This window comes from Halobacillus massiliensis, assembly GCF_900166625.1.
GTDB lineage: Bacteria > Bacillota > Bacilli > Bacillales > Halobacillaceae > Halobacillus_A > Halobacillus_A massiliensis.
The window spans coordinates 154,659-174,943 of the sequence record NZ_LT800499.1; the positions used below are offsets into that span (position 1 = coordinate 154,659).

Below are 20,285 nucleotides of genomic sequence, written 5' to 3' on the forward strand. Positions count from 1 at the left end.
TTTCGCTGATCGCTCACCGATTAACCCGCTCCATTCACCACGAAAATTACTCCCTTCATCCTTTTTTTAATGATCGCCTGCCGCTGACGGCGTACACTTAAGGCAGTGATAAGCCAAAGAGAAAAGGGGAATGAAAGTGAGCGAGTTAATTGAAGTAAGCAATCTGCAGAAAGAGTTTGAGGGGAAGAAAGCGCTGGACGCTCTCTCTTTTACTATTAAAAAAGGAGAAACGTTTGGCTTCCTGGGGCCGAGCGGCTCAGGAAAAACGACGACAATTAAAATACTAACCGCCCAGCTGTCCTACAGCTTAGGAGAAGTGAGCGTGTTTGGTCAGTCTGTCAAGCAGTTAAAGAATCCCGCTCAAATGAAACGGTTGGGGGTATTGACTGATAATACGGGCTTGTATGAGCGCCTGACGATACACGATAATTTAAAGCTGTACTGTGACCTTTACGGAGTTTCCTATAGCCGGATATCGGAGGTGCTCGAGGAGGTCGGACTGAGCGGAGAAGAGAAAAAGCAGGTTAGTAAGATGTCTAAAGGTATGAGGCAGCGGGCGACGCTCGCTCGCACGATTTTGCACAAGCCGGAACTGCTTTTTCTTGATGAACCGACGTCTTCCTTAGATCCGGTAAGCACGGAGCGCATTCACCGCGTTTTGCGAAAGCTGAATGAAGAAGGCACGACGATTTTCTTAACGACTCACGATATGCATGAAGCTGAGCGGATGTGTGATCGTGTCGCTTTCTTAAATAAAGGGCGCATTCAAATTCAAGGAACCCCAAAAGAGCTGCGCTTAAGCTATACCGATTCTTCGATTACAATCGTATTAAAAGACGGACGTGAGCAGCTGCTCGGCAAGGATTCAGAAAGCGCTCAGCGGATTGCCGAAGCGATCACGAGCCAGCAGTTAGTATCCATTCACTCGAATGAACCAACTTTAGGAGAAATATTTGCCCGTGTCACAGGGAAGGAGCTATTGCAATGATCTCAGTTAAACGAATTCAGGCCGTTGTAACGAAAGACTACAAAGATCTTATGAAAAATTCCTATATGCTTTCCACCGCTCTCATGCCGCTGCTTTTTGCTTATTTATTCAGCAGAGAAGGAGGAGCAGAGATTTCTGCCATGATGGTGCTGTGTGTGACCCTCACGATGGTTATCGTCGGCTCGTTCATTCAGGCGGCTATGATTGCGGAAGAAAAGGAAAAGAACACATTACGAGGACTGCTGCTGTCCCCGCTGAACATTGGAGAACTTTTTATTGGTAAAAGTATCCTTTCAGCAGCGCTGACCGTCATAATGGTTGCTGTCGTTATCCTCGTTGGCGGCTTTACACTTCCTGAGCAAACCGGAATCTTCACAACCGCACTGGTCATTAATCTCATCATTTATATTGCTGTCGGTACAATCCTCGGTCTCGTTTCGCGTACCGTCATGGAAACATCTGTCGCCGGCTTACCGGTACTGCTTATCTTAGGAATGGGCTCACTGTTTCGCAGCCTTTTGGATGTGGAGTGGATCACTACCGTTTTTGAATATCTGCCAGATTATCAGCTGACCCAGATCGTTGAGCATTTAAGTACAGGCGAGTCTGTAGCGAGCAGCTTCATCATTCTGTCCGTATGGGCTGTGGTTTCTGTTGTTGTGGCGGGTCTTACTTTTAAGAAACGGCGTTTTGATTAATGGAAAGCGCTGAAAAGTAGTTTAGAAGCGTCGAAAGAAATTGAGGAAGTGCCAGAAGTGAGAGGGCGAACGTCGAAAGGGTTCAGAAGCGCTGAAAGGGAGTGCAGAACTGTCGAAAGCGATAGGCTGAGCATCGAAAGAGTCCAGAACCGCTGAAAGAGAGCGCCTAAGCGTCAAAAGCGGGAGGCGCTCCGTCGAAAGAATACCCCCTCCCGCCTCAAACCCAATAAAATAAATAAAGCGCTCATCTCCATAAGGAGATGAGCGCTTTATTAAATGCATTCAATTAAATGAAAGTTACTGTACTTTTAGAAAGAGCTTCTTCAACCGTTGCTAATTCATATCCAAGGTCACGGGCAACTGCGCTGTAAGTAACAGCACCGTTTGCTGTGTTTAAACCTTTAGCGAGTGCAGGATTTTCTGCGATGGCTTGGACAACGCCTTTGTTGGCAATTTGCTGGGCGTAAGGAATCGTTACGTTCGTTAAGCCGATCGTCGACGTTCTTGGTACAGCACCAGGCATATTAGCTACGGCGTAATGAACGACTCCGTGCTTCGTATATGTCGGGTTATCGTGTGTCGTGATTTTATCGACTGTTTCGATAATGCCGCCTTGATCAATCGCTACGTCGACAACGACTGAACCGTCGGACATGGATTTGATCATATCTTCGGTTACGAGCTTAGGAGCTTTAGCACCCGGGATTAGTACGGCTCCGATCACAAGGTCGGATTCTTTCACAGCTTCAGCAATGTTCAGCGGATTGGACATCAGTGTCTGGATGTCACGGCCAAACAGGTCATCGAGCTGGCGCAGGCGATCTGCACTTAGATCGATGATCGTTACATCGGCACCTAGTCCAATGGCAAGCTTCGCTGCATTTGTTCCTACAACGCCGCCGCCGATGATCGTTACTTTTGCGCGTTTCACTCCTGGGATGCCTGAAAGCAGAATGCCTTTGCCGCCTTTTGACTTCTCAAGGAACTGTGCTCCAATTTGTGAGGCCATGCGTCCGGCTACTTCACTCATCGGTGTAAGAAGTGGAAGCGTGCGGTTCACTTCTACTGTTTCGTAGGCAATGGCTGTCACACCGGAATCTACGAGAGCTTTTGTAAGCTGAGGCTCAGCTGCTAAGTGCAAGTAAGTGAATAGGATTAAGTCTTCGCGGAAGTATCCGTATTCAGAGCTTAGCGGCTCTTTTACTTTCATGACCATCTCTGCTTTTGCCCAAACGTCCTTCGCTTCAGGGATGATCGTCGCGCCTGCTGCGGTATAATCGACATCTTCAAAGCCGCTGCCGATGCCTGCGCCCTGTTCGATCAAAATTTCATGTCCGCTCTTCGTCAGGGCTACAACACCAGCTGGAGTAATTGCTACTCGGTTTTCGTTATTCTTAATTTCCTTTGGAATGCCAATAATCATAAATGTCGTCCTCCTCAAAGGGATTTGTAGTGTATACCTTCAGTATATCTCCCTTCAAGGAAAAGCACATTGTGTACTCTATTAAAAAATGTAAGCGTTCTTTTGTTGAATTTAACAAACGCTACTTTCTGCCGGACAGTTTAATATCTAAAAATAATCCCAGCTTTTGAGCTGGATCCTTCAGCTGAATGGATGTGAGCTCCTGAATTCGCTTCATCCTGTAATTTAATGTATTCACATGGCAGTGCAGTATCTTTGCCGCTGCATTCATATTGCCGTCTTTTTCCAGTATGGCCTCGAGGGATTCTAGTAAATTTGTCCGGTTCTCTTTATCGTAGGCTGCCAGCTTCTGGATCGCCGGGTTTGCAGGCATTTTCTGCACATCGTCATATTTTTTCAGTATGTTGATATAACGGAAGATACCGAGCTCGTGATAAAGGTTCGCTTCCGCCAGCTCTTTAGGGTAGCTCTTTTTAAGAGAGGCAACCTGAACAGCTTCCTCATAGCTCCGTTTTATAAACCCGTAATCTTCATATATATATCCACAGCCGGACTCGAGGTCGGAAATGGCGAAGCGTTCTTTTACCTGCTGTTTAAAGGTATGGATAAAGTCCTGCGCCTCCGAAAGGTTATTTTCCTGAAAAAGCGGAGAGACAAGAAAGACTAGCCGGTTTTCATCAAGCGTCTGAATCAGGATATCCAACTTCTGAATCGTTTTGGCCGCGTAGACCAGCTTTTTGTATAAGTCGCGGTCCATTTCAGAAAAAGTAAAGACAATAATTCCTAACGCTTTGTTTGTATTGATGCCGATTTTAGACAGCTGCTCGGCGATCGGATCGTGTTCACGCAGGTCGCTTGTGAGAATCTGCCAAAGAAGCTCCTGATGGTTTTTCTCCTTCTTAGACCGTTGTTTTTTAAGCTGCAGCAGCAGGCTTCTCGCTTTTCCGGCGAAAAGCTTCAAGTCGCCAAGGTCCTGTTCACTTAAGTTACGGCCGACTTCAAGCACCCAAATATAGCCGAGCACTTCATTGTTCTGGCGGATTGAAATGGCCACACGGTTTCCGAGGCCGATTTCGCTGATCTGAGAAATGACAAGGGGTTCATCGCTTTGATTCAGTGTCGGAATGACACCTTCTTTCCAGAAACGGTTGATCACCTGTTCAGGCACGCGGCGGCCGATAATCGTTCGAACTCTCGCCGAATCTGTCTCATCATCGTGTGTGCTGTAAGCGAGAAGGCGGTGATTGGCGTCTTCAATCGTGACCGGGCACTGTAAATGCTCGCTGATGGCATCTACATAATCCTCAAGCGTTTCAAATGATTCATGAAAAACGGGCTGGTGTTTATCATTCATTATAAAAACTCCTCATTATAGAAGAAATTGTAGTAAAATGTTGTATTGTGGGTTGGGCACAAGTGAAACGCTTTCAATTTGTGCGGTTTTACATACCCAATAAGTTTATCATCATGCTAGAATAGCATAGGTAAACGAGAAAATATAGATGATAGCGCTATCATGTTGGAGGGATTTTATGGACATCTTAGAGATACTGGGAAAGATCAATGATGTACTCTGGGGCCCGCCAAGCTTAATCTTATTATTTGGGACGGGCTTATTTTTAACCATAGCATTAAAAGGACTTCAGTTTAAACGGTTACTTTATGCATTTAAAATCGGTTTTGGTAAAGAAGACAAAGAAGATGCATCCGCCGAAGGGGATGTCAGCCACTTTAAGGCGCTAATGACGGCGCTTGCCGCAACCATTGGAAACGGAAATATAGCGGGTGTCGCTACAGCGATCACACTTGGCGGCCCGGGGGCGATCTTCTGGATGTGGATTGTCGGTCTTCTCGGGATGGCAACGAAGTACGGGGAAGCTTTGCTTGCGGTGAAATACCGTGTAAAAAACAGCCAGGGCGAATATTCAAGCGGTCCGATGTACTATATCGAGCGCGGGCTTGGCCGTAAATTTAAATGGCTGGCGATCGCTTTTGCTTTGTTTGGCGCCTTTGCCGCTTTAGGTATCGGAAACAGTGTGCAGTCAAATACGATTGCAGATGTTACGAGTTCAAGCTTTGGCATGTCCAACTGGCTGACAGGGGTCATTCTCATCGTGCTCGTCAGCTTTATCGTGTTTGGCGGGATTCAGCGGATCAGCACGGTAGCGAGCTTTTTTGTACCTATTATGGCTTTTCTTTATATAGGCGGTGCTCTTTTAATACTTATCTTAAATTACGATCAGATCATCCCGGCTTTTGAATTGATTTTTTACTATGCGTTTAATCCTGTAGCAGCCGCCAGCGGTTTTCTTGGCATTGTTGTAGCAGAAGCGATTCGTAACGGGGTTGCCCGCGGAATCTTTTCAAACGAAGCAGGGCTTGGTACGGCAGCTTTAATTGCTGGAAATGCGAGAGCCGATCACCCGGTAAAACAGGCGCTTGTTGCGATGACCGGTACTTTTATCGTGACGATCGTTGTTTGTACGATGACAGGTTTAACATTGATCATTACAGGGTTCTGGGATCCATCCGGCGGAGAGCTGTCAGGTATTGCTCACAATGCGTCACTTGAAGGCGGAGCTCTGACAGGAGCTGCATTCGGCTCTGCACTTGGCATCATCGGTGAATACATCGTGTCCCTGTCTGTTATTTTCTTCGGTTTCTCTACCATTGTCGGCTGGTATGTCTATGGAGAGAAGTGCTTTGAATATATCGCCGGACCAAAAGGAATTGCGGGTTACCGCGTTGTTTATATTGCGGCCTGTGGGGTCGGTACGATTGCCAACCTGGCAACTGTTTGGGCGTTTGCAGATATGGCGAATGCATTAATGATGATTCCGAACTTGATCGCCCTTCTTCTTCTATGGAAGGTGATCGTGGCGGAAACGAATGATTACTTTAACAATTTCTATCAAAATGCCAAAGCTGCTGAGCGAAAAGCAAGCTAAAAATCAGCCGCTATGGCCGTTGTTTATCCAGCCCCTCCGGTTTCTTGTGATGAAGAAAGGGAGGGGTGTTTTTTTCCTTTTTTTTGCAAGCAGTATGACTATAAAAATTTTAATTTTTGTGATAATAATGGTACACTTGCTTATAGGTTAAATAACTGGAAGGATGTGTAACCGTGCGGAACAGCCGGCGGCTACATCAACTCTGTATAACGTAGGGAGTTTGAAGGAAATGAGCAAACAACACAGTAAAACAGACGTTATTTTAATAGGTGCAGGTATTATGAGTGCAACATTAGGGTCACTGTTGAAGGAACTGACCCCTGGCTGGAAGGTTCGCGTGTTTGAAAAGCTCGAAAGTGCAGGAGAAGAAAGCTCCAACGTATGGAATAATGCAGGAACGGGCCATGCGGCACTCTGTGAGCTGAACTATACAAAAGAAAAACCGGACGGCACGATCGATATGACGAAAGCCATTAAGGTTAACGAACAATTTCAAGAGTCCCAGCAGTTCTGGTCTTACCTTGTAAAGCGCAGACTGATCGAGAATCCTCGCGACTTTATTTTGGCCCTGCCTCATTTAAGCTTCGTTCGAGGCAAGGAAAATGTAGAGTTTTTACGTAAGCGTTTTACAACAATGTCAAGCAATCCTTTATTTAAAGATATGGAATTCACGGACAATCCGGAAAAATTGAAAGAATGGATTCCACTTATGATGGAAGAACGAAAAGTAACCGAACCGATCGCCGCTACGAAAATTGATGCGGGGACAGATGTGAACTTCGGTATTCTTACACGTAAGATGTTCGAGCATTTGGAAAATGAAGACGTAGAAGTTAACTATAAACACAGTGTAAAAGACATTAAACGGGCAAGCGACGGTTCGTGGGAAGTCAAAGTCCATGACCTTGTGGAAGATAAAATTGAATACCACAGCGCTAATTTCGTCTTTATCGGAGGCGGAGGCGGAAGTCTTCATCTGCTGCAAAAAACCGGCATTCCTGAATCCAAGAAAGTTGGAGGATTCCCGGTAAGCGGCCAATTTATGGTGTGCAAAAACCCGGACGTAGTAAAAGCCCACCATGCCAAAGTTTACGGAAAAGCCGATGTAGGAGCACCGCCGATGTCTGTGCCGCACCTGGATACCCGCTTGATTGACGGGCAATCCTCGCTGTTGTTCGGACCATTTGCCGGCTTCTCACCGAAGTTTCTTGTAAAAGGTTCCCTCTTTGATTTGATGAGATCTGTTAATAAAGACAACCTTGTCACAATGGTAATGGCAGGCGTCAAAAATGCTTCCTTAACGAAATACTTGATTGAACAAGTGATTCAATCTAAAGATAAGCGGATGGAAGAACTCCGCAAATTTATTCCAAACGCGAAAAGCGAAGACTGGGATCTCGTCACAGCCGGTCAGCGTGTCCAGGTGATCAAAGATACGAAAGAAGGCGGCAAAGGCACCCTGCAATTCGGAACAGAAGTCGTTACGTCAGCGGATGGTTCCATTGCAGCCCTGCTAGGAGCCTCACCAGGAGCCTCCACAGCCGTTTCAGTTATGTTCGAAGTTCTGGAAAGATGCTTCCCGCAGCATGTTAAAGAGTGGGAGCCGAAAATTAGAGAAATGGTCCCATCCTATGGCAAGAAGCTGTCAGAGCATCCGGAGTTGATCGAAGAGATTCGCAGCTCTGCAGCAAGAACGCTTGATTTAAGTAAAAAAAAACTAGTCTTTAGTTAATGTTAAAAAGAAGCACTTGTTCTTCACCTAAACATTTGGTGAGGAGCAGGTGCTTTTTTTGCACAAATATACAAAGTGTCATTAAATATTCAGAAAAATTATACAATTTGTCCAATGTATACTATAAATGACTATTATATAATTTAATGTAAATTATGGTAAAATCTGTTGACCTGAAAACGAGGATGAGATTTTAAGGCTTTTAGAAAGGATCTTGAAAACATAAGGAGGTAGGAATTTGAGGGAACAATCCGTTTCGTTGCTTCAACAATTAGAAAAGAATTTTGAAGAAGCTAGGCCGTCTTATAACTATGCAGAGGCTATGGATGAATCAAATCGCTGTCTATATTGTTACGATGCTCCTTGTATTAAAGCTTGTCCAACGGGAATTGATATTCCTTCTTTTATTAAAAAAATCGCTTCAGGCAACTTAAAAGGATCGGCACAAAAAATTATGGAGGCCAACCCTGTCGGTGCGAGCTGTGCGAGGGTTTGTCCAACAGAGGAATTATGTGAAGGGGCTTGTGTGTTAAATCATTCGACGAAGCCGATTATGATTGGCGACCTTCAGCGCTACGCCACGGACTGGGCGATTAAGAACGAAGAGCTGCTTTTTAAAGCAGGAAAATCAAATGGAAAGAAAGTAGCTATCATTGGAAGCGGCCCGGCTGGTTTAGCGTCAGCAAGGGAATTGGCCCGGCTCGGTTATCAAGTCACTATTTTTGAAGCCCAGAAAGAAGCTGGGGGGTTAGATACATACGGAATCGTGCCTTTCCGGCTTCCGAAGTCTGTTTCTCTTTGGGAAGTACAGCAAGTGGAAGACCTGGGTGTTGAAATTAGGACAGATGTAACGGTTGGCAAGGATATTTCTTCTGAAAAGCTCGTGAAAGAATATGATGCGGTTATTGTAGCGGCCGGGATGGCCAAGGTTCCAATGCTCGGTATTCCGGGAGAGGATTTGGAAGGAGCTTATGACGCGATAGATCTCGTAGAGAAGACTAAAACAAATCAGTATCCTGAAAACTTCGTCGGTAAGCGTGTCGCTGTGATTGGGGCAGGTAATACCGCCATTGATGGAGCGACCAGTTCTGTACGGTTAGGAGCGGAAGAAGTAAAGATCGTCTATCGCCGAACAGCGAATGAAATGACCGCTTATGATTTTGAATATGAGTTTGCCAAGCAGGAGGGTGTTCAGTTTAAGTGGCTCACTTCTCCTAAGCGTTTGATCGGTGATGAAAACGGAAGAATTAAGCAGATGGAGTGTGTGCAAATGGAGCTTGGACCCGCCGCTCCTGATGGACGTAGAAGCTGTAAAGAGATCGAAGGTTCCTCTTTTATGATGGATGTCGATATTGTCGTGAAAGCGATTGGCCAGGAACGTCATCACCAGCTGCTGGAAGAGCTGGGGCTCGTCAACGACCAGGGAGTCGTAACGATTAATCAAGAGACTTACCAGACGTCTGAACCTAACGTATTCGCGGCGGGAGATGTGATTTTTGGAAAAGGCCAGGGAGAAGCGATGGTCGTTTCCGCTGCTCAGCAAGGTAAAGAAACAGCGTATTCCATTCATCAATATTTGACCAGCAGTGTCACTGAATCGGTCTAATGTAATCTATCAAATTACTTCTGAGGAGGAGTTGTATGGCTGACTTAAGTATTAATCTTGGAGGAATTAAATCTCCAAATCCTTACTGGCTTGCTTCAGCACCACCGACGAATACAGGTTACCAGGTACAGAGAGCCTTTGAAGCAGGGTGGGGAGGCGCTGTCTGGAAAACCCTCGGAGAACCGGTCTTAAATGTAACCTCTCGTTTTGGAGCCCATCATTTTAATGGCCAGCGTGTCGCGGGGTTCAACAATATTGAGCTTATCTCCGACCGTCCGCTTGAACAAAATTTAAAAGAAATCTATGAAACGAAAAAGCTTTTTCCTGACAGGGCATTAATTGCGTCGATTATGGTAGAGCCTGAGCGGGAGAAGTGGCATGAAATTGTGAAAAGAGTTCAGGATGTGGGTGTCGATGGGTTTGAATTAAATCTTGGCTGTCCTCATGGAATGTCTGAGCGGGGAATGGGCTCGGCGACCGGCCAGCACCCGGATATGGTAGAAAGAGTCACGATGTATACGAAAGAAGCGTCAGAGGTTCCCGTCATTACTAAATTAACCCCTAACATTACAGACGTGACGGCCACTGCTCGAGCTGCTTACCAGGGCGGAGCTGACTCTGTTAGTTTAATAAATACGATCAATAGTCTCGTAGGCGTCGATTTAGATACATGGGATACAGTGCCAAACGTAAATGGCAAAGGGGCGCACGGCGGCTATTGCGGACCAGCTGTCAAACCAATTGCCTTAAATATGGTAGGAGAATGTGCACGTGACCCGGAAATTAACCTGCCTATTTCGGGAATTGGCGGTATCTCAAACTGGCGGGATACTGTTGAGTTTATGCTGATGGGCGCTTCTGGTGTTCAAGTATGTACGGCAGCTATGCACCATGGATTTAGAATTGTCGAGGATATGATTGAAGGTCTTGATAATTACCTGGATAGTAAAGGAATTTCCTCTGTCCAGCAAATCATCGGAAAATCGGTGGAAAGATATACAGATTGGAGCCACTTAGACCTCAACCATAAAATTGTCGCCCGTATCAATAATGATGTATGTATTAATTGCAACAAGTGTCATATCTCATGCGAGGATACGTCACATCAGTGTATCGATATTTTGAAAAATGAAGATGGCAGTGAATATTTAAAAGTTCAGGAAGAAGAGTGTGTAGGCTGTAATCTATGTTCCATCGTCTGTCCCGTAGAAGGAGCGATCAACATGGTTAATCTGCCACAGTCGGCACCTCCAATGTCATGGCATGAGCGGCAGGCAGCGATTCAACTGCGGTAGATCATTTTAAAATCCTAGGAGGCAAATCTATGAAAAAGATAGTAAAGAATGGAACGATCGTAACTGCAAGTGATAGTTATCAAGGAGACATTCTAATAGAAAACGGAAAAATTGCTGAAATTGGATTAAATCTAAATGAGCCGGAAGCGGAAGTGATCAATGCCGATGGGCTGTATGTGTTTCCGGGTGGAATCGACCCCCACACCCATATGGACATGCCGTTTGGAGGCACTGTGACGAAAGATAATTTTGAAACAGGCACAGTGGGAGCCGCTTATGGCGGAACAACGACCATTATTGACTTCTGTTTAACAGAGAAAAACAAACCACTGCGCCATGCGTTAAAAAAGTGGCATGAAAAATCAGAAGGACAGGCGGTGATTGATTACGGCTTTCACCTTCAAATTAGTGAAATCAACGAGGAAGTCCTTCGTGAAATCCCTGAAGTTATTGAAGAAGACGGTGTGACTTCCTTTAAGGTTTTTATGGCTTATAAAGGAGTCCTTCAGGCAGACGACGAAACACTTTTTCAAACATTAGTGAAAGCTAAAGAAAGCGGCGGCCTTGTTATGGTTCATGCCGAAAATGGCGATGTGATCAACCATTTAACACAGAGAGCATTGGCAGAAGGCAAAACAGATCCGATTTATCACGCCTTAACCCGTCCGCCAGAATTAGAAGGTGAAGCGACAGGGAGAGCTGCTAAGCTGACAGCACTGGCTGATTCCCAGCTGTATGTCGTTCACGTTACGTGTAAAGAAGCGGTCGAGCAAATCGCGGAAGCCCGCAGCAAAGGATTCAGTGTGTATGGGGAAACATGCCCGCAATATTTAGTGCTTGACCAAAGTTATTTAGAAAAGCCCGATTTTGAAGGAGCTAAATATGTATGGTCTCCGCCGCTTCGCGAAAAGTTTAATCAGGAAGTGTTATGGAATGCGTTAAAAAGCGGGGAGCTGCAAACGATCGGCTCGGATCAATGTTCGTTTGACTTCCATGGCCAGAAAGACCTTGGAAAAGGAGACTTTACGAAGATTCCAAACGGCGGACCGTTTGTAGAAGATCGTTTCTCTGTTCTCTTTTCTGAAGGTGTTAAAAAAGGCAGAATTTCGCTGAATCAGTTTGTAGATATGGTCTCTACTCAGGCTGCTAAGCTTTTTGGTCTTTTTCCGCAAAAAGGAACGATCGCTCCAGGAAGTGACGCAGATCTTGTTTTATTCGATCCAAATAAAGAGCGGACGATTTCTGCAGAAACCCATCACCTGGCCGTCGATTATAGTGCCTTAGAAGGCCTGAAAGTAACGGGTGAGCCTGTTTCCGTTCTGCTGCGTGGAGAATACGTCATTAAAGATAAACAGTTAGTGGCAGAGCCGGGGACTGGGAAATTCATCAAACGGGCTCCTTTTTACAAAAATTCCCCGGAGAAAAAAGCAGCAAGCCTATTGAGAGGCTAATGCCTTATAGTCGTGCGGGACGTTGACAAATAAATGAGGGAGAGGAAAAGTTCATACATGAGCAAGGATGCGAATAGTACTTATTTAAAATCTCCAGATTTGCTGCCCGTCAGTCATGATCAAAGAAAAGTAAGTGTTCTCGGTTTTTGTGCGATGTGGGTCGGTATGGCTATTCTGCTGGCAACCTTTGATATTGGAGCATCCGGCATCATGAACTTACCCCTTCCCTTGGTTGTAGGAGCTACGTTAATTGGTACTTTAGCAATCGGCGCAGTGATTACAATTATCGGGGATATTGGAGTGGAGCATGGTCTTTCTTTTCCCGTGTATATGAGGGCTCCATTTGGAACGGTGGGGACTCATATTCCATCCGTCACACGGGCGACGGCCGCTTCCTTCTGGTTTGGGATTAATACGTATTTTGGGGCGACAGCGATCAATGCAATTTTAAACACCTTCACAGGGTTTGATAACCAATTGTTGTGCTTTATCTTATTTGCGATTGTGCAATTAATTAATTCAGCGTCCGGCATTAAATGGGTCGAACGGTTTGCGGATTTATCTGCACCGATTATCATCATTCTTTCCTTAATTATCTATACAACATTGGTAAGCGATGCTGCGGCCCAGGGACAGAATGTATGGGCATGGGTGGACAGCCCGGTTACCGGAGGGGCTGCTTTTACAGCCTTTATGGTGGTAATCTTTGCGAATATGGGCTTTTGGGCAACACTTGGGACCGATATTCCAACGATCTCTCGCTTCTTTAAAGCTCCTAAATACGAAAGAAACTGGTTTAAGCGGAATCGGACGACATTAGTGGGAAGCCTTGTTGCCCTTCCTTTAACAGAAGCTTTTATGATTATGATCGGGGCGGCTTCCTTTGTTGTCGCCGGAACTTCCAATCCTGTGTTTGCTTTACAGGAAGCTGCTTCAGGCTGGATGCTTGCCATGCTTCTCCTTATGGTCATCCTCACCCAGTGGTCGACCAATATAAGTGCAAATATCCTGCCGGCGTCTGCTGTTTTTTCAAATGTGTTAGGCCCTAAAGTATCCAATGGAGTCGCCGTTTTTATTGTAGGAATTGTCGGTACTGTTATACAGCCGTGGAATGTGTTCGAAGTGCTGACACAAGTTCTGCTGCTGATCGGTGCTATTCTCGCTTCCATTACCGGCATTCTTTTTACCGACTATTACGTATTGCGAAAGCGGAGAGTGAACGTCCCTGAGCTGTATTCCAATCGTGGTCAATATAAATTTCACGGCGGGGTGAATCTGGCCGGATTTATTTCATGGATCATTGGAGGTGCAGCCGCTACTTTCATGATGGAATATTCATTTGTCATCGGCTTTTTTGCCTCTGCCATCAGCTATTACTTCCTTGCGAAATATTGGTATTTCAAAAGATTTCCCCAGCACGAGATGGAAGATCCGAGTGATGAACAGTATTTGGGAATTACGGTAGGCCGTGATTGGATCACAGAAATCGACCGGCCGATTAAAAAGACGGCTTTAGACAGATCAAGGGAGGTTCAATAAATGGGTGAATATGAAATCTTTGTTGAGGAAAAGCAGCAAATCGATCAGCTGATCGAAAAAGGCTTCCGCATTGTCAAAGTGACCGAAAACCTGGATGGAGCGCTCGTTGATTTTCAAAAAGGTGAGGAAAAAGAGCAGCTGGCTATAAAAAATGCAGAAACGAGAAAATATTTTACGACACTCATTTTAAAACAAGCGGATGTAAAGGACCCCGCTCGATAGAAACGTCTATTTCTTAGGAGGCAAAAAACATGGAAAAGCAGCAAGTGCTTATAAATGGGGAACGCCTGAAAGAAACGCTCGAGGAGTTCGCGAACTTTGGGAGAACGGATAACAACGGAGTAACGAGACTGTCTTTATCTGAAGTCGACCTGAAAGCCCGCCGCCATTTTCAAAAGTGTTGTGAAGAGCTGGGAATGTCCGTAGCCTATGACGATATGGGGAACATGTATGCTGTGTTAAGCGGTCAGGATGATTCCCTTTCTCCTGTAGTCATCGGCTCGCATCTGGATAGTGTGACAAAAGGCGGCCGCTTTGACGGGGTATTAGGAGTGGCGGCCGGGCTGGAAGCTGTAAGGAGTATCGTTGATCACGATGTGAAGCCTAAGCGTCCGATCGTTGTCGTTAACTTTACGAATGAAGAAGGCGCACGATTTGAACCATCGATGATGAGCTCTGGTGTTTTATCAGGAAAATTCGATAAGGAAGCTATGCTGCAATCCACTGATTCAGAAGGTGTTCCATTTGAGAAGGCCCTGCATGAGAGCGGGTTTATGGGAAGTGAAGAGAATCGATTAAAGGAGGCCAAAGCTTTTTTAGAATTACACATTGAGCAAGGGCCTATCCTGGAAAATGAATCACTGAAAATCGGTGTCGTCGAATGTGTTGTTGGTATGGCTTGTTATGAAATAGAAGTAAGCGGCGAATCTGATCATGCAGGAACGACACCAATGAGCATGCGAAAAGACGCACTGTTTGCGGCGAACGATCTTATTATGGACATTCGCAGTAAGCTTAATGAACTGCCTGATGATTTAGTGTATACGATCGGCCGCATGGAGGTTTCCCCTAATATTCATACGGTCATCCCTAACAAAGCCGTCTTTACATTAGAAGCGCGACATCAGGATATGGATATCATTAAAGAGGTGGAGCATATCGCTCAAAGCCTGGAAAAATCAAGCGGTGAATGCCAGGTGAATGTCAGAAAACTATGGGGACGAGAAACTGTCTGGTTCGAAGAGAAAGTAGTGAATCAATTAGAGGCTTCTGCAGACACGCTCGGGTATTCTTATAAAAAGATGGTAAGCGGCGCAGGTCATGACGCACAGTTTATCGCCTCTTACCTGCCGGCAGCTATGGTATTCGTCCCTAGCATTAATGGAAAAAGTCACTCAGAGGATGAGTTGACCCCATGGGAAGATTGTGAAAAAGGGGTGAATGTTATTTTGGAGAGTGCCCTTTCGCTCGCCAATGATTAAAGCAAATCCCGAATGAGGGCTTAGCCCTGATTCGGGATTTTTTACTTGCCTTTACCCGTAATAAAATACCTGCAGATGGTCCTTTCCATCTATCGTCGCCAGCAGCACATCTTTCAGCTCGGCCTGGAACTGTGTTTTCAGCTCCGATTTTACCCAGTCCTCACTTTTCCCTAACGCGAGCAGTTCTTCCTTTAAAAGCTTGCCTTCTTTAATGATAGTCCTCGGAAGGTTAAAGGCTTCGACTGAGATCCTTAGATCATCAGGTGTGACAGCATCATATTCCGGTTTAAGAAGAACAGATAGCTGGCCGCTGGCTTCCCATGTAGCCAGGCCGACATTCTCAATCGATTTCACCTGCAGCATCCGCAGTTCTTCTAAGAGAAGATCCATCGATAGCCGGGCTTTTTTCATTCCTTTGTATGAAATTTCCCCGTTACGAATGACAGGAATCGGTGAGTTGGTAACAAGCTTATTGAATAAGTTCCATTTTAGCGTGCCATAGGTGGTCACAATGTAAAAAAGGACAAGGGCGAGGGTGGTAATTAAAGATCCTTTCAAGCCGACTTCGTGGTCAGACAGCGGGTTGGCGATAATATTTCCTATGATTAACGCCAGAACAAAATCAATCAGCCTTAATTGCGAGATGGCGCGCTGGCCTAGCATGCGGGCAACGATTATCAAAAAAAGATAAGCGACAGCAGCTCTAAGTATCCATTCGCCGGCCGTCAGGTGTTGATGGGCTTGAAAGAAATCCATAACACTCACTTCCTTTTGTATGTAAACTCTTCTTAGTTTGTACGTCTCTTCTTTTCTTACTCCTTTTGGTAATTTATCTTGGCAGTAACAGATATATCTTGCGTTTTTTGACTCCTAAATGATGAAAAATTCTTAAGTGAGTTTCCAAAATGAATAATAGTAAGCAAATCTTTGAAGTACATGTATCTGAGTGAGTGATCTATCTTAAGATGCTGGGGAGGCCTGTTATATGAACACATACAATTGGGAATGGTGTGAAGTAAAAACGAGATTGCTTTTCAGGAATAAAAAAATGAATTGATAAAAACACTCTAAGCATTTTTTTGCAGCCAATGATGCAAACTTGCTGAATTCATTAAAGAGAATCTCCAGATCGAAAAAATATTAGTAACTGTGTCCTATTGAAGATTCCTCTTTTAAAAAATACAATTACGGGGTAATGGTATAAAAGGAGGCAGAGAAATGAAAAAACTTTTACTAGCTATCACATTGCTGCTGTTGTCAGTGGTTTTCGCAGCATGTTCAGATAACGGCGAAAGTAATGAAGAAAGCTCTGATTCAGGTGAGGAGATGGAACAGGAGCAGGAGCATGCAGAGATGGACCATTCCAGCTCTGGTGACGTGCCGGAGGATTTAAAGGAGGCTGAAAACCCTAAGTTCGAAGTGGGCAGCACGGCCATTATTAATGCAGAACATATGCCGGGAATGAATGGAGCGGAAGCTGTTATTTCAGGTGCATACGATACCGTCGCATATGTGGTCTCATACGATCCGACGAACGGCGGTGAGCGGGTGACAGACCATAAATGGGTCATTCACGAAGAAATAGAAGAAGCAGGTGAAGAACCGTTTAAGTCGGGGGATGAAGTGACGCTTAATGCCTCCCACATGGAAGGAATGGAGGGAGCAGCCGCGACGATTGAGTCGGCTGAAGAAACAACGGTTTACATGGTTGATTTTGTGAACACAGAGAGTGGAGAAAAAGTAGAAAATCATAAGTGGGTAACCGAAGATGAGCTGAGTGCTGAATAAGATCGAAAGAGGAGGCAGGATATCCTGCCTTTTTTAACGTTGTTTTCCTTGAGGTTTTATCACTGCTTCCTCATTTTTTTTACATATAAGATGTTGACTTTAGGTGTATTAACTTTTAGTATATGAACATATACTAATATAAACATATTTAGAGAATATCTTCGTTTAAGCATGTTATGAAAGGGTTCGAACAAACTAAGTATCGAGCTGGAGATACAGGCCTGGGAACAGTATCTGAGGCAGGCATTTATTATTTCTTAGATTGGAGGATGTGATGATGGGACATGGACATGATCATACACATGGCGCTAATAAGAAGGCATTAATGATCAGCTTCTTTTTAACAACAGGCTTTATGGTGATCGAAGCTATTGGAGGTTTTCTGACTAATAGTCTGGCACTGCTATCGGATGCCGGTCATATGTTAAGTGATTCTATTTCACTGGGGGTCGGTGTGCTGGCTTTTACTATGGGAGAACGAGCCGCGAATTACAGCAAGACCTATGGATATAAGCGATTTGAGATTTTAGCGGCTGTTTTTAATGGAGTTACTCTTGTACTGATTTCTATTTATATTTTTTATGAAGCTTATAAACGATTTACCAATCCTCCTGAAGTGGCTTCTACAGGAATGTTAGTCATTGCGGTTATTGGTTTGTTCGTAAATATTCTCGTGGCATGGATGCTTATGTCTAAAGGAGATACGAAGGAAAACTTAAATTTAAGAGCTGCTTTCCTTCACGTTCTCGGTGATTTGCTGGGATCCGTAGGGGCAATTGCAGCGGCGCTGCTGATTCTCTTCTTTGGATGGGGCTGGGCTGACCCGCTTGCCAGTGTGATCGTGGCGGTTTTAATTTTGATAAGCGGTGCGAGAGTTACGAAAGACGCTGTCCATGTTTTAATGGAAGGAACCCCTAAAAATGTAGATTTAGATAATATTATTCAAACAATAGAAGGGGTGCGCGGGATTTTTGGCATACATGATCTGCATATATGGAGCATTACAAGTGGACAGAACGCCCTTTCCTGTCATGCGGTAGTTGATGCTGATTTTACCATTCAGGAATGTCAGGAGATTTTAAGGGCTGTGGAGCATGAGCTCGAGCATATGGGCATAGGTCATGTCACGATACAGATGGAAAGTGACAGTCACCCCCATGAAGATGCTCTTCTGTGTAAGAACGAAAGCGATGATTCCGCAAGTCATGGGCATTCCCACTAAGGTTTGATATCTTGATGTTACGAGAATTATAGGAGAGAATGAAAGGACTTCCTGCTTGCAGGAGGTCCTTTTGAAATAACTAAAGACGAAATAAAGGAGAGGCCGTTTTGACGAGAGATAACCTGGAAAGTCAGCAGGTGTGGATTTATATGGCTGCGCTTTTTCTAGCGGTCGCCTTTGGTTTTATTATGCCCGGCTATGCCGATCGTTTAGGAGCCCTCATTTCTATTATTATTGCATTCTTAATGTATAGCATGTTTTCACAAATTCCATTTACGTCTTTAAAAAAAGCGTTTGGAAATCGTAAATTTATTAAAGCTTTACTAATGACTAATTTTATCATTGTGCCGATAGTGGTCTGGCTGTTATCTCAGTTTCTGCCTGATAATCCTGCACTGTTGATCGGATTTTATCTAGTATTATTAACGCCTTGCATTGATTATGTCATCGTTTTTACTTCTTTAGGAAAAGGGGATGAAAACCTCGTTCTCACCTCAACTCCTCTTCTGTTTGTGGCGCAAATGGTACTATTACCATTATATTTGTGGCTGTTTATGGGAAAAGACGCTTCGGGAATCGTAGAGGTAACTCCATTTTTAGAAGCATTTTTTGGATTGATTGTTTTACCTTTAGTGGTTGCCTTGTTATTTCAGCTTGCCGCAAAACGAGGGAATTTTGGGAAAAAGGTAGTGGAAGGTTCTGCCTGGATGCCTGTTCCTTTCATGGCTTTGACCCTTTTTATCGTTGTGGCTTCTCAAGTTATTAAGCTTCCTGACTATGGCAATCAGGTCATAAAAGTGATCCCATTATATATTGTGTTTATGGCCGTCATGCCAGTTATAGCTAGATATATAGCCGTATGGTTTCACTTAGGAACGGGACCAAGCAGGGCGCTTATTTTCAGCAGTACGACAAGAAATTCATTAGTTGTTCTGCCCCTTGCTTTATCTTTGCCGGAAATAGGGAATGTGGTGGCAGCTGTGATCATAACACAGACAATAATCGAACTCATCAGTGAGCTTGTTTATATACGGGTGGTTCCAGCTAAATTGCTGAAGGACGAAAAAACTTAAGGCTCAGAGCAGTGGAGAGACTGTTCTGAGCCTTTTTTGCTTATTTTAGCTTTTTGATTCCATATACTGATACTCGGCAAACGTTCCCCAGTACTCTTTTCTATTAAACCGTGGACTGACGGATACAAAATAAACAATAATCGGCACGTCGTCCAGCTCGGGATGGGCAGCGAAGAATTCACGGTCACCGTAGCGGATGGCCTGCAGGGCAAGCGGCAGTTCGCGTCGGAAGACATAGTCTCTTAATGTGACAATATCCTTGTGAAAAGGACCTTCACCGTCTACAAATACATAGGCCCAGTAATTGTAGCTTCTTCCAGTGGGCGCCCACTCACCGAGTACTTCATCACGCATTCGGCTCAGCTTAGAGAAGTCATATTTGGGACCGATTGTTAAAAAGAGTTCAGCCGTATAATCGGAATGGGTTAACGTATAGCGCCTTGGCTTGATCGGAGCGGTTGGAGTCACTCCTTCTTTAAAATTGACGGACAGTTTCTGTGGATTAAAGTCCATTATGGTCACTTCCTTTGTCAGCCCCTGCACCAGATGATGACTCGGTAAGGAGTCGTTTGGGCGGGAATGCTTTTCGTGCTGGGACCGTAAATGACGATCAGGTTACGATTGGCCGGGTTACTAGTAAACGCCTGCCCATTGGTGAGGAGCAGCTGAGTTGAAGGTGACAGGTTCAGCTGTAATTGGCCGTCACGGCTAACGAGCTGGCTGTCAAAATAATCAACGGTTACATTTTGGTAAGGGCTGACTTTTGCCATAATTAAGGCTTGATATTGAGGCGGGTAAATGAGAGGCACCGGTGCGTTTCCATCATAATACCCAGTCACCCTGTCTCCTGTAAGAATCATGGCATGGTCGATAAAATAAGTGGCAGGAGAGACGATAAAATGGACGATGGAGCCGAGGTGATTTTCTACGGTTATAACTTTATAACAGCCCTCTCCTTCACCGTCTGTTCCGAAATTGTAGTCGCTGATTGCTGTGACTGTCCCTGTAAAGGATTGAAAATGAATCATACAGGCCCTTACC

Annotated in this window: 18 protein-coding genes; 13 read left to right on the forward strand and 5 right to left on the reverse strand. The window is 44.8% G+C overall.

Annotated elements, in window-relative coordinates; translation table 11 throughout:
* Positions 1–136: 136 nt before the first annotated feature.
* Positions 137–988, forward strand: a complete 852-nt coding sequence (locus tag B7E06_RS00950; RefSeq protein WP_143414427.1) for an ABC transporter ATP-binding protein — start codon at positions 137–139, stop codon at positions 986–988.
* Positions 985–1,686, forward strand: coding sequence for an ABC transporter permease (locus B7E06_RS00955; protein ID WP_082232091.1), 702 nt, complete (start codon positions 985–987; stop codon positions 1,684–1,686). The genes B7E06_RS00950 and B7E06_RS00955 overlap by 4 nt, the downstream gene beginning before the upstream one ends.
* Positions 1,687–1,972: 286 nt before the next feature.
* Here B7E06_RS00955 and ald read toward each other — a convergent pair whose 3' ends face one another.
* Positions 1,973–3,109 carry an alanine dehydrogenase gene (gene ald / locus B7E06_RS00960; protein WP_082232092.1) on the reverse strand — a complete coding sequence of 379 codons (1,137 nt, stop codon included), beginning with the start codon at positions 3,107–3,109 and terminating at the stop codon, positions 1,973–1,975.
* A gap of 121 nt (positions 3,110–3,230) precedes the next feature.
* Entirely contained in the window at positions 3,231–4,463 is a 1,233-nt protein-coding gene (locus B7E06_RS00965; protein ID WP_082232093.1) for a PucR family transcriptional regulator, read from the reverse strand.
* A 178-nt stretch (positions 4,464–4,641) separates the two neighbouring features.
* Here B7E06_RS00965 and B7E06_RS00970 point away from each other — a divergent pair, with 178 nt between their 5' ends.
* The 8 genes from B7E06_RS00970 (at position 4,642) to B7E06_RS01005 (ending at position 15,161) form a co-directional block, all read left to right on the forward strand.
* Positions 4,642–6,057, forward strand: a complete 1,416-nt coding sequence (locus tag B7E06_RS00970; RefSeq protein ID WP_082232094.1) for an alanine/glycine:cation symporter family protein — start codon at positions 4,642–4,644, stop codon at positions 6,055–6,057.
* 163 nt (positions 6,058–6,220) lie between these two features.
* Positions 6,221–7,789 (forward strand): malate dehydrogenase (quinone), encoded by a 1,569-nt coding sequence (gene mqo / locus B7E06_RS00975; protein WP_082232095.1) that lies wholly within the window; start codon positions 6,221–6,223, stop codon positions 7,787–7,789.
* Between the two features lie 238 nt (positions 7,790–8,027).
* Positions 8,028–9,395: an NAD(P)-dependent oxidoreductase gene (locus B7E06_RS00980; RefSeq protein WP_082232096.1), complete on the forward strand. Its 1,368-nt coding sequence runs from the start codon at positions 8,028–8,030 to the stop codon at positions 9,393–9,395.
* Between the two features lie 35 nt (positions 9,396–9,430).
* Positions 9,431–10,690 carry an NAD-dependent dihydropyrimidine dehydrogenase subunit PreA gene (gene preA / locus B7E06_RS00985; RefSeq protein ID WP_082232097.1) on the forward strand — a complete coding sequence of 420 codons (1,260 nt, stop codon included), beginning with the start codon at positions 9,431–9,433 and terminating at the stop codon, positions 10,688–10,690.
* A gap of 29 nt (positions 10,691–10,719) precedes the next feature.
* Positions 10,720–12,141: a dihydropyrimidinase gene (gene hydA / locus B7E06_RS00990; protein WP_082232098.1), complete on the forward strand. Its 1,422-nt coding sequence runs from the start codon at positions 10,720–10,722 to the stop codon at positions 12,139–12,141.
* A gap of 57 nt (positions 12,142–12,198) precedes the next feature.
* Complete coding sequence (locus B7E06_RS00995; protein WP_082232099.1) at positions 12,199–13,680, forward strand: NCS1 family transporter; 1,482 nt, start codon at positions 12,199–12,201, stop codon at positions 13,678–13,680.
* A complete protein-coding gene (locus B7E06_RS01000) occupies positions 13,681–13,902 on the forward strand; it encodes a hypothetical protein (RefSeq protein WP_082232100.1) in 222 nt (73 codons plus the stop codon). It abuts the gene before it with no gap.
* 29 nt (positions 13,903–13,931) lie between these two features.
* A complete protein-coding gene (locus B7E06_RS01005; RefSeq protein WP_082232101.1) occupies positions 13,932–15,161 on the forward strand; it encodes a Zn-dependent hydrolase in 1,230 nt (409 codons plus the stop codon).
* Positions 15,162–15,212: 51 nt separating this feature from the next.
* Here the strand turns inward: B7E06_RS01005 and B7E06_RS01010 are convergent, their stop codons facing one another.
* Positions 15,213–15,917, reverse strand: coding sequence for a DUF421 domain-containing protein (locus B7E06_RS01010; RefSeq protein ID WP_082232102.1), 705 nt, complete (start codon positions 15,915–15,917; stop codon positions 15,213–15,215).
* Positions 15,918–16,379: 462 nt separating this feature from the next.
* Between B7E06_RS01010 and B7E06_RS01015 the strand changes: the two genes are divergently transcribed.
* From B7E06_RS01015 to B7E06_RS01025, 3 genes are all read left to right on the forward strand, one after another.
* Positions 16,380–16,949 (forward strand): YdhK family protein, encoded by a 570-nt coding sequence (locus tag B7E06_RS01015; protein ID WP_082232103.1) that lies wholly within the window; start codon positions 16,380–16,382, stop codon positions 16,947–16,949.
* Between the two features lie 277 nt (positions 16,950–17,226).
* A complete protein-coding gene (locus tag B7E06_RS01020; RefSeq protein WP_082232104.1) occupies positions 17,227–18,171 on the forward strand; it encodes a cation diffusion facilitator family transporter in 945 nt (314 codons plus the stop codon).
* 149 nt (positions 18,172–18,320) lie between these two features.
* Positions 18,321–19,244 (forward strand): arsenic resistance protein, encoded by a 924-nt coding sequence (locus B7E06_RS01025; RefSeq protein ID WP_245807788.1) that lies wholly within the window; start codon positions 18,321–18,323, stop codon positions 19,242–19,244.
* A gap of 45 nt (positions 19,245–19,289) precedes the next feature.
* On the opposite strand, the gene B7E06_RS01030 is transcribed toward B7E06_RS01025, so the two are convergent.
* Both B7E06_RS01030 and B7E06_RS01035 read right to left on the reverse strand, forming a co-directional pair.
* The gene (locus B7E06_RS01030; RefSeq protein WP_082232105.1) at positions 19,290–19,757 is read right to left on the reverse strand and encodes a staygreen family protein; all 468 of its coding nucleotides are present in this window, start codon (positions 19,755–19,757) and stop codon (positions 19,290–19,292) included.
* Between the two features lie 17 nt (positions 19,758–19,774).
* Positions 19,775–20,272, reverse strand: a complete 498-nt coding sequence (locus B7E06_RS01035) for a hypothetical protein (protein WP_082232106.1) — start codon at positions 20,270–20,272, stop codon at positions 19,775–19,777.
* Positions 20,273–20,285: the final 13 nt, after the last annotated feature.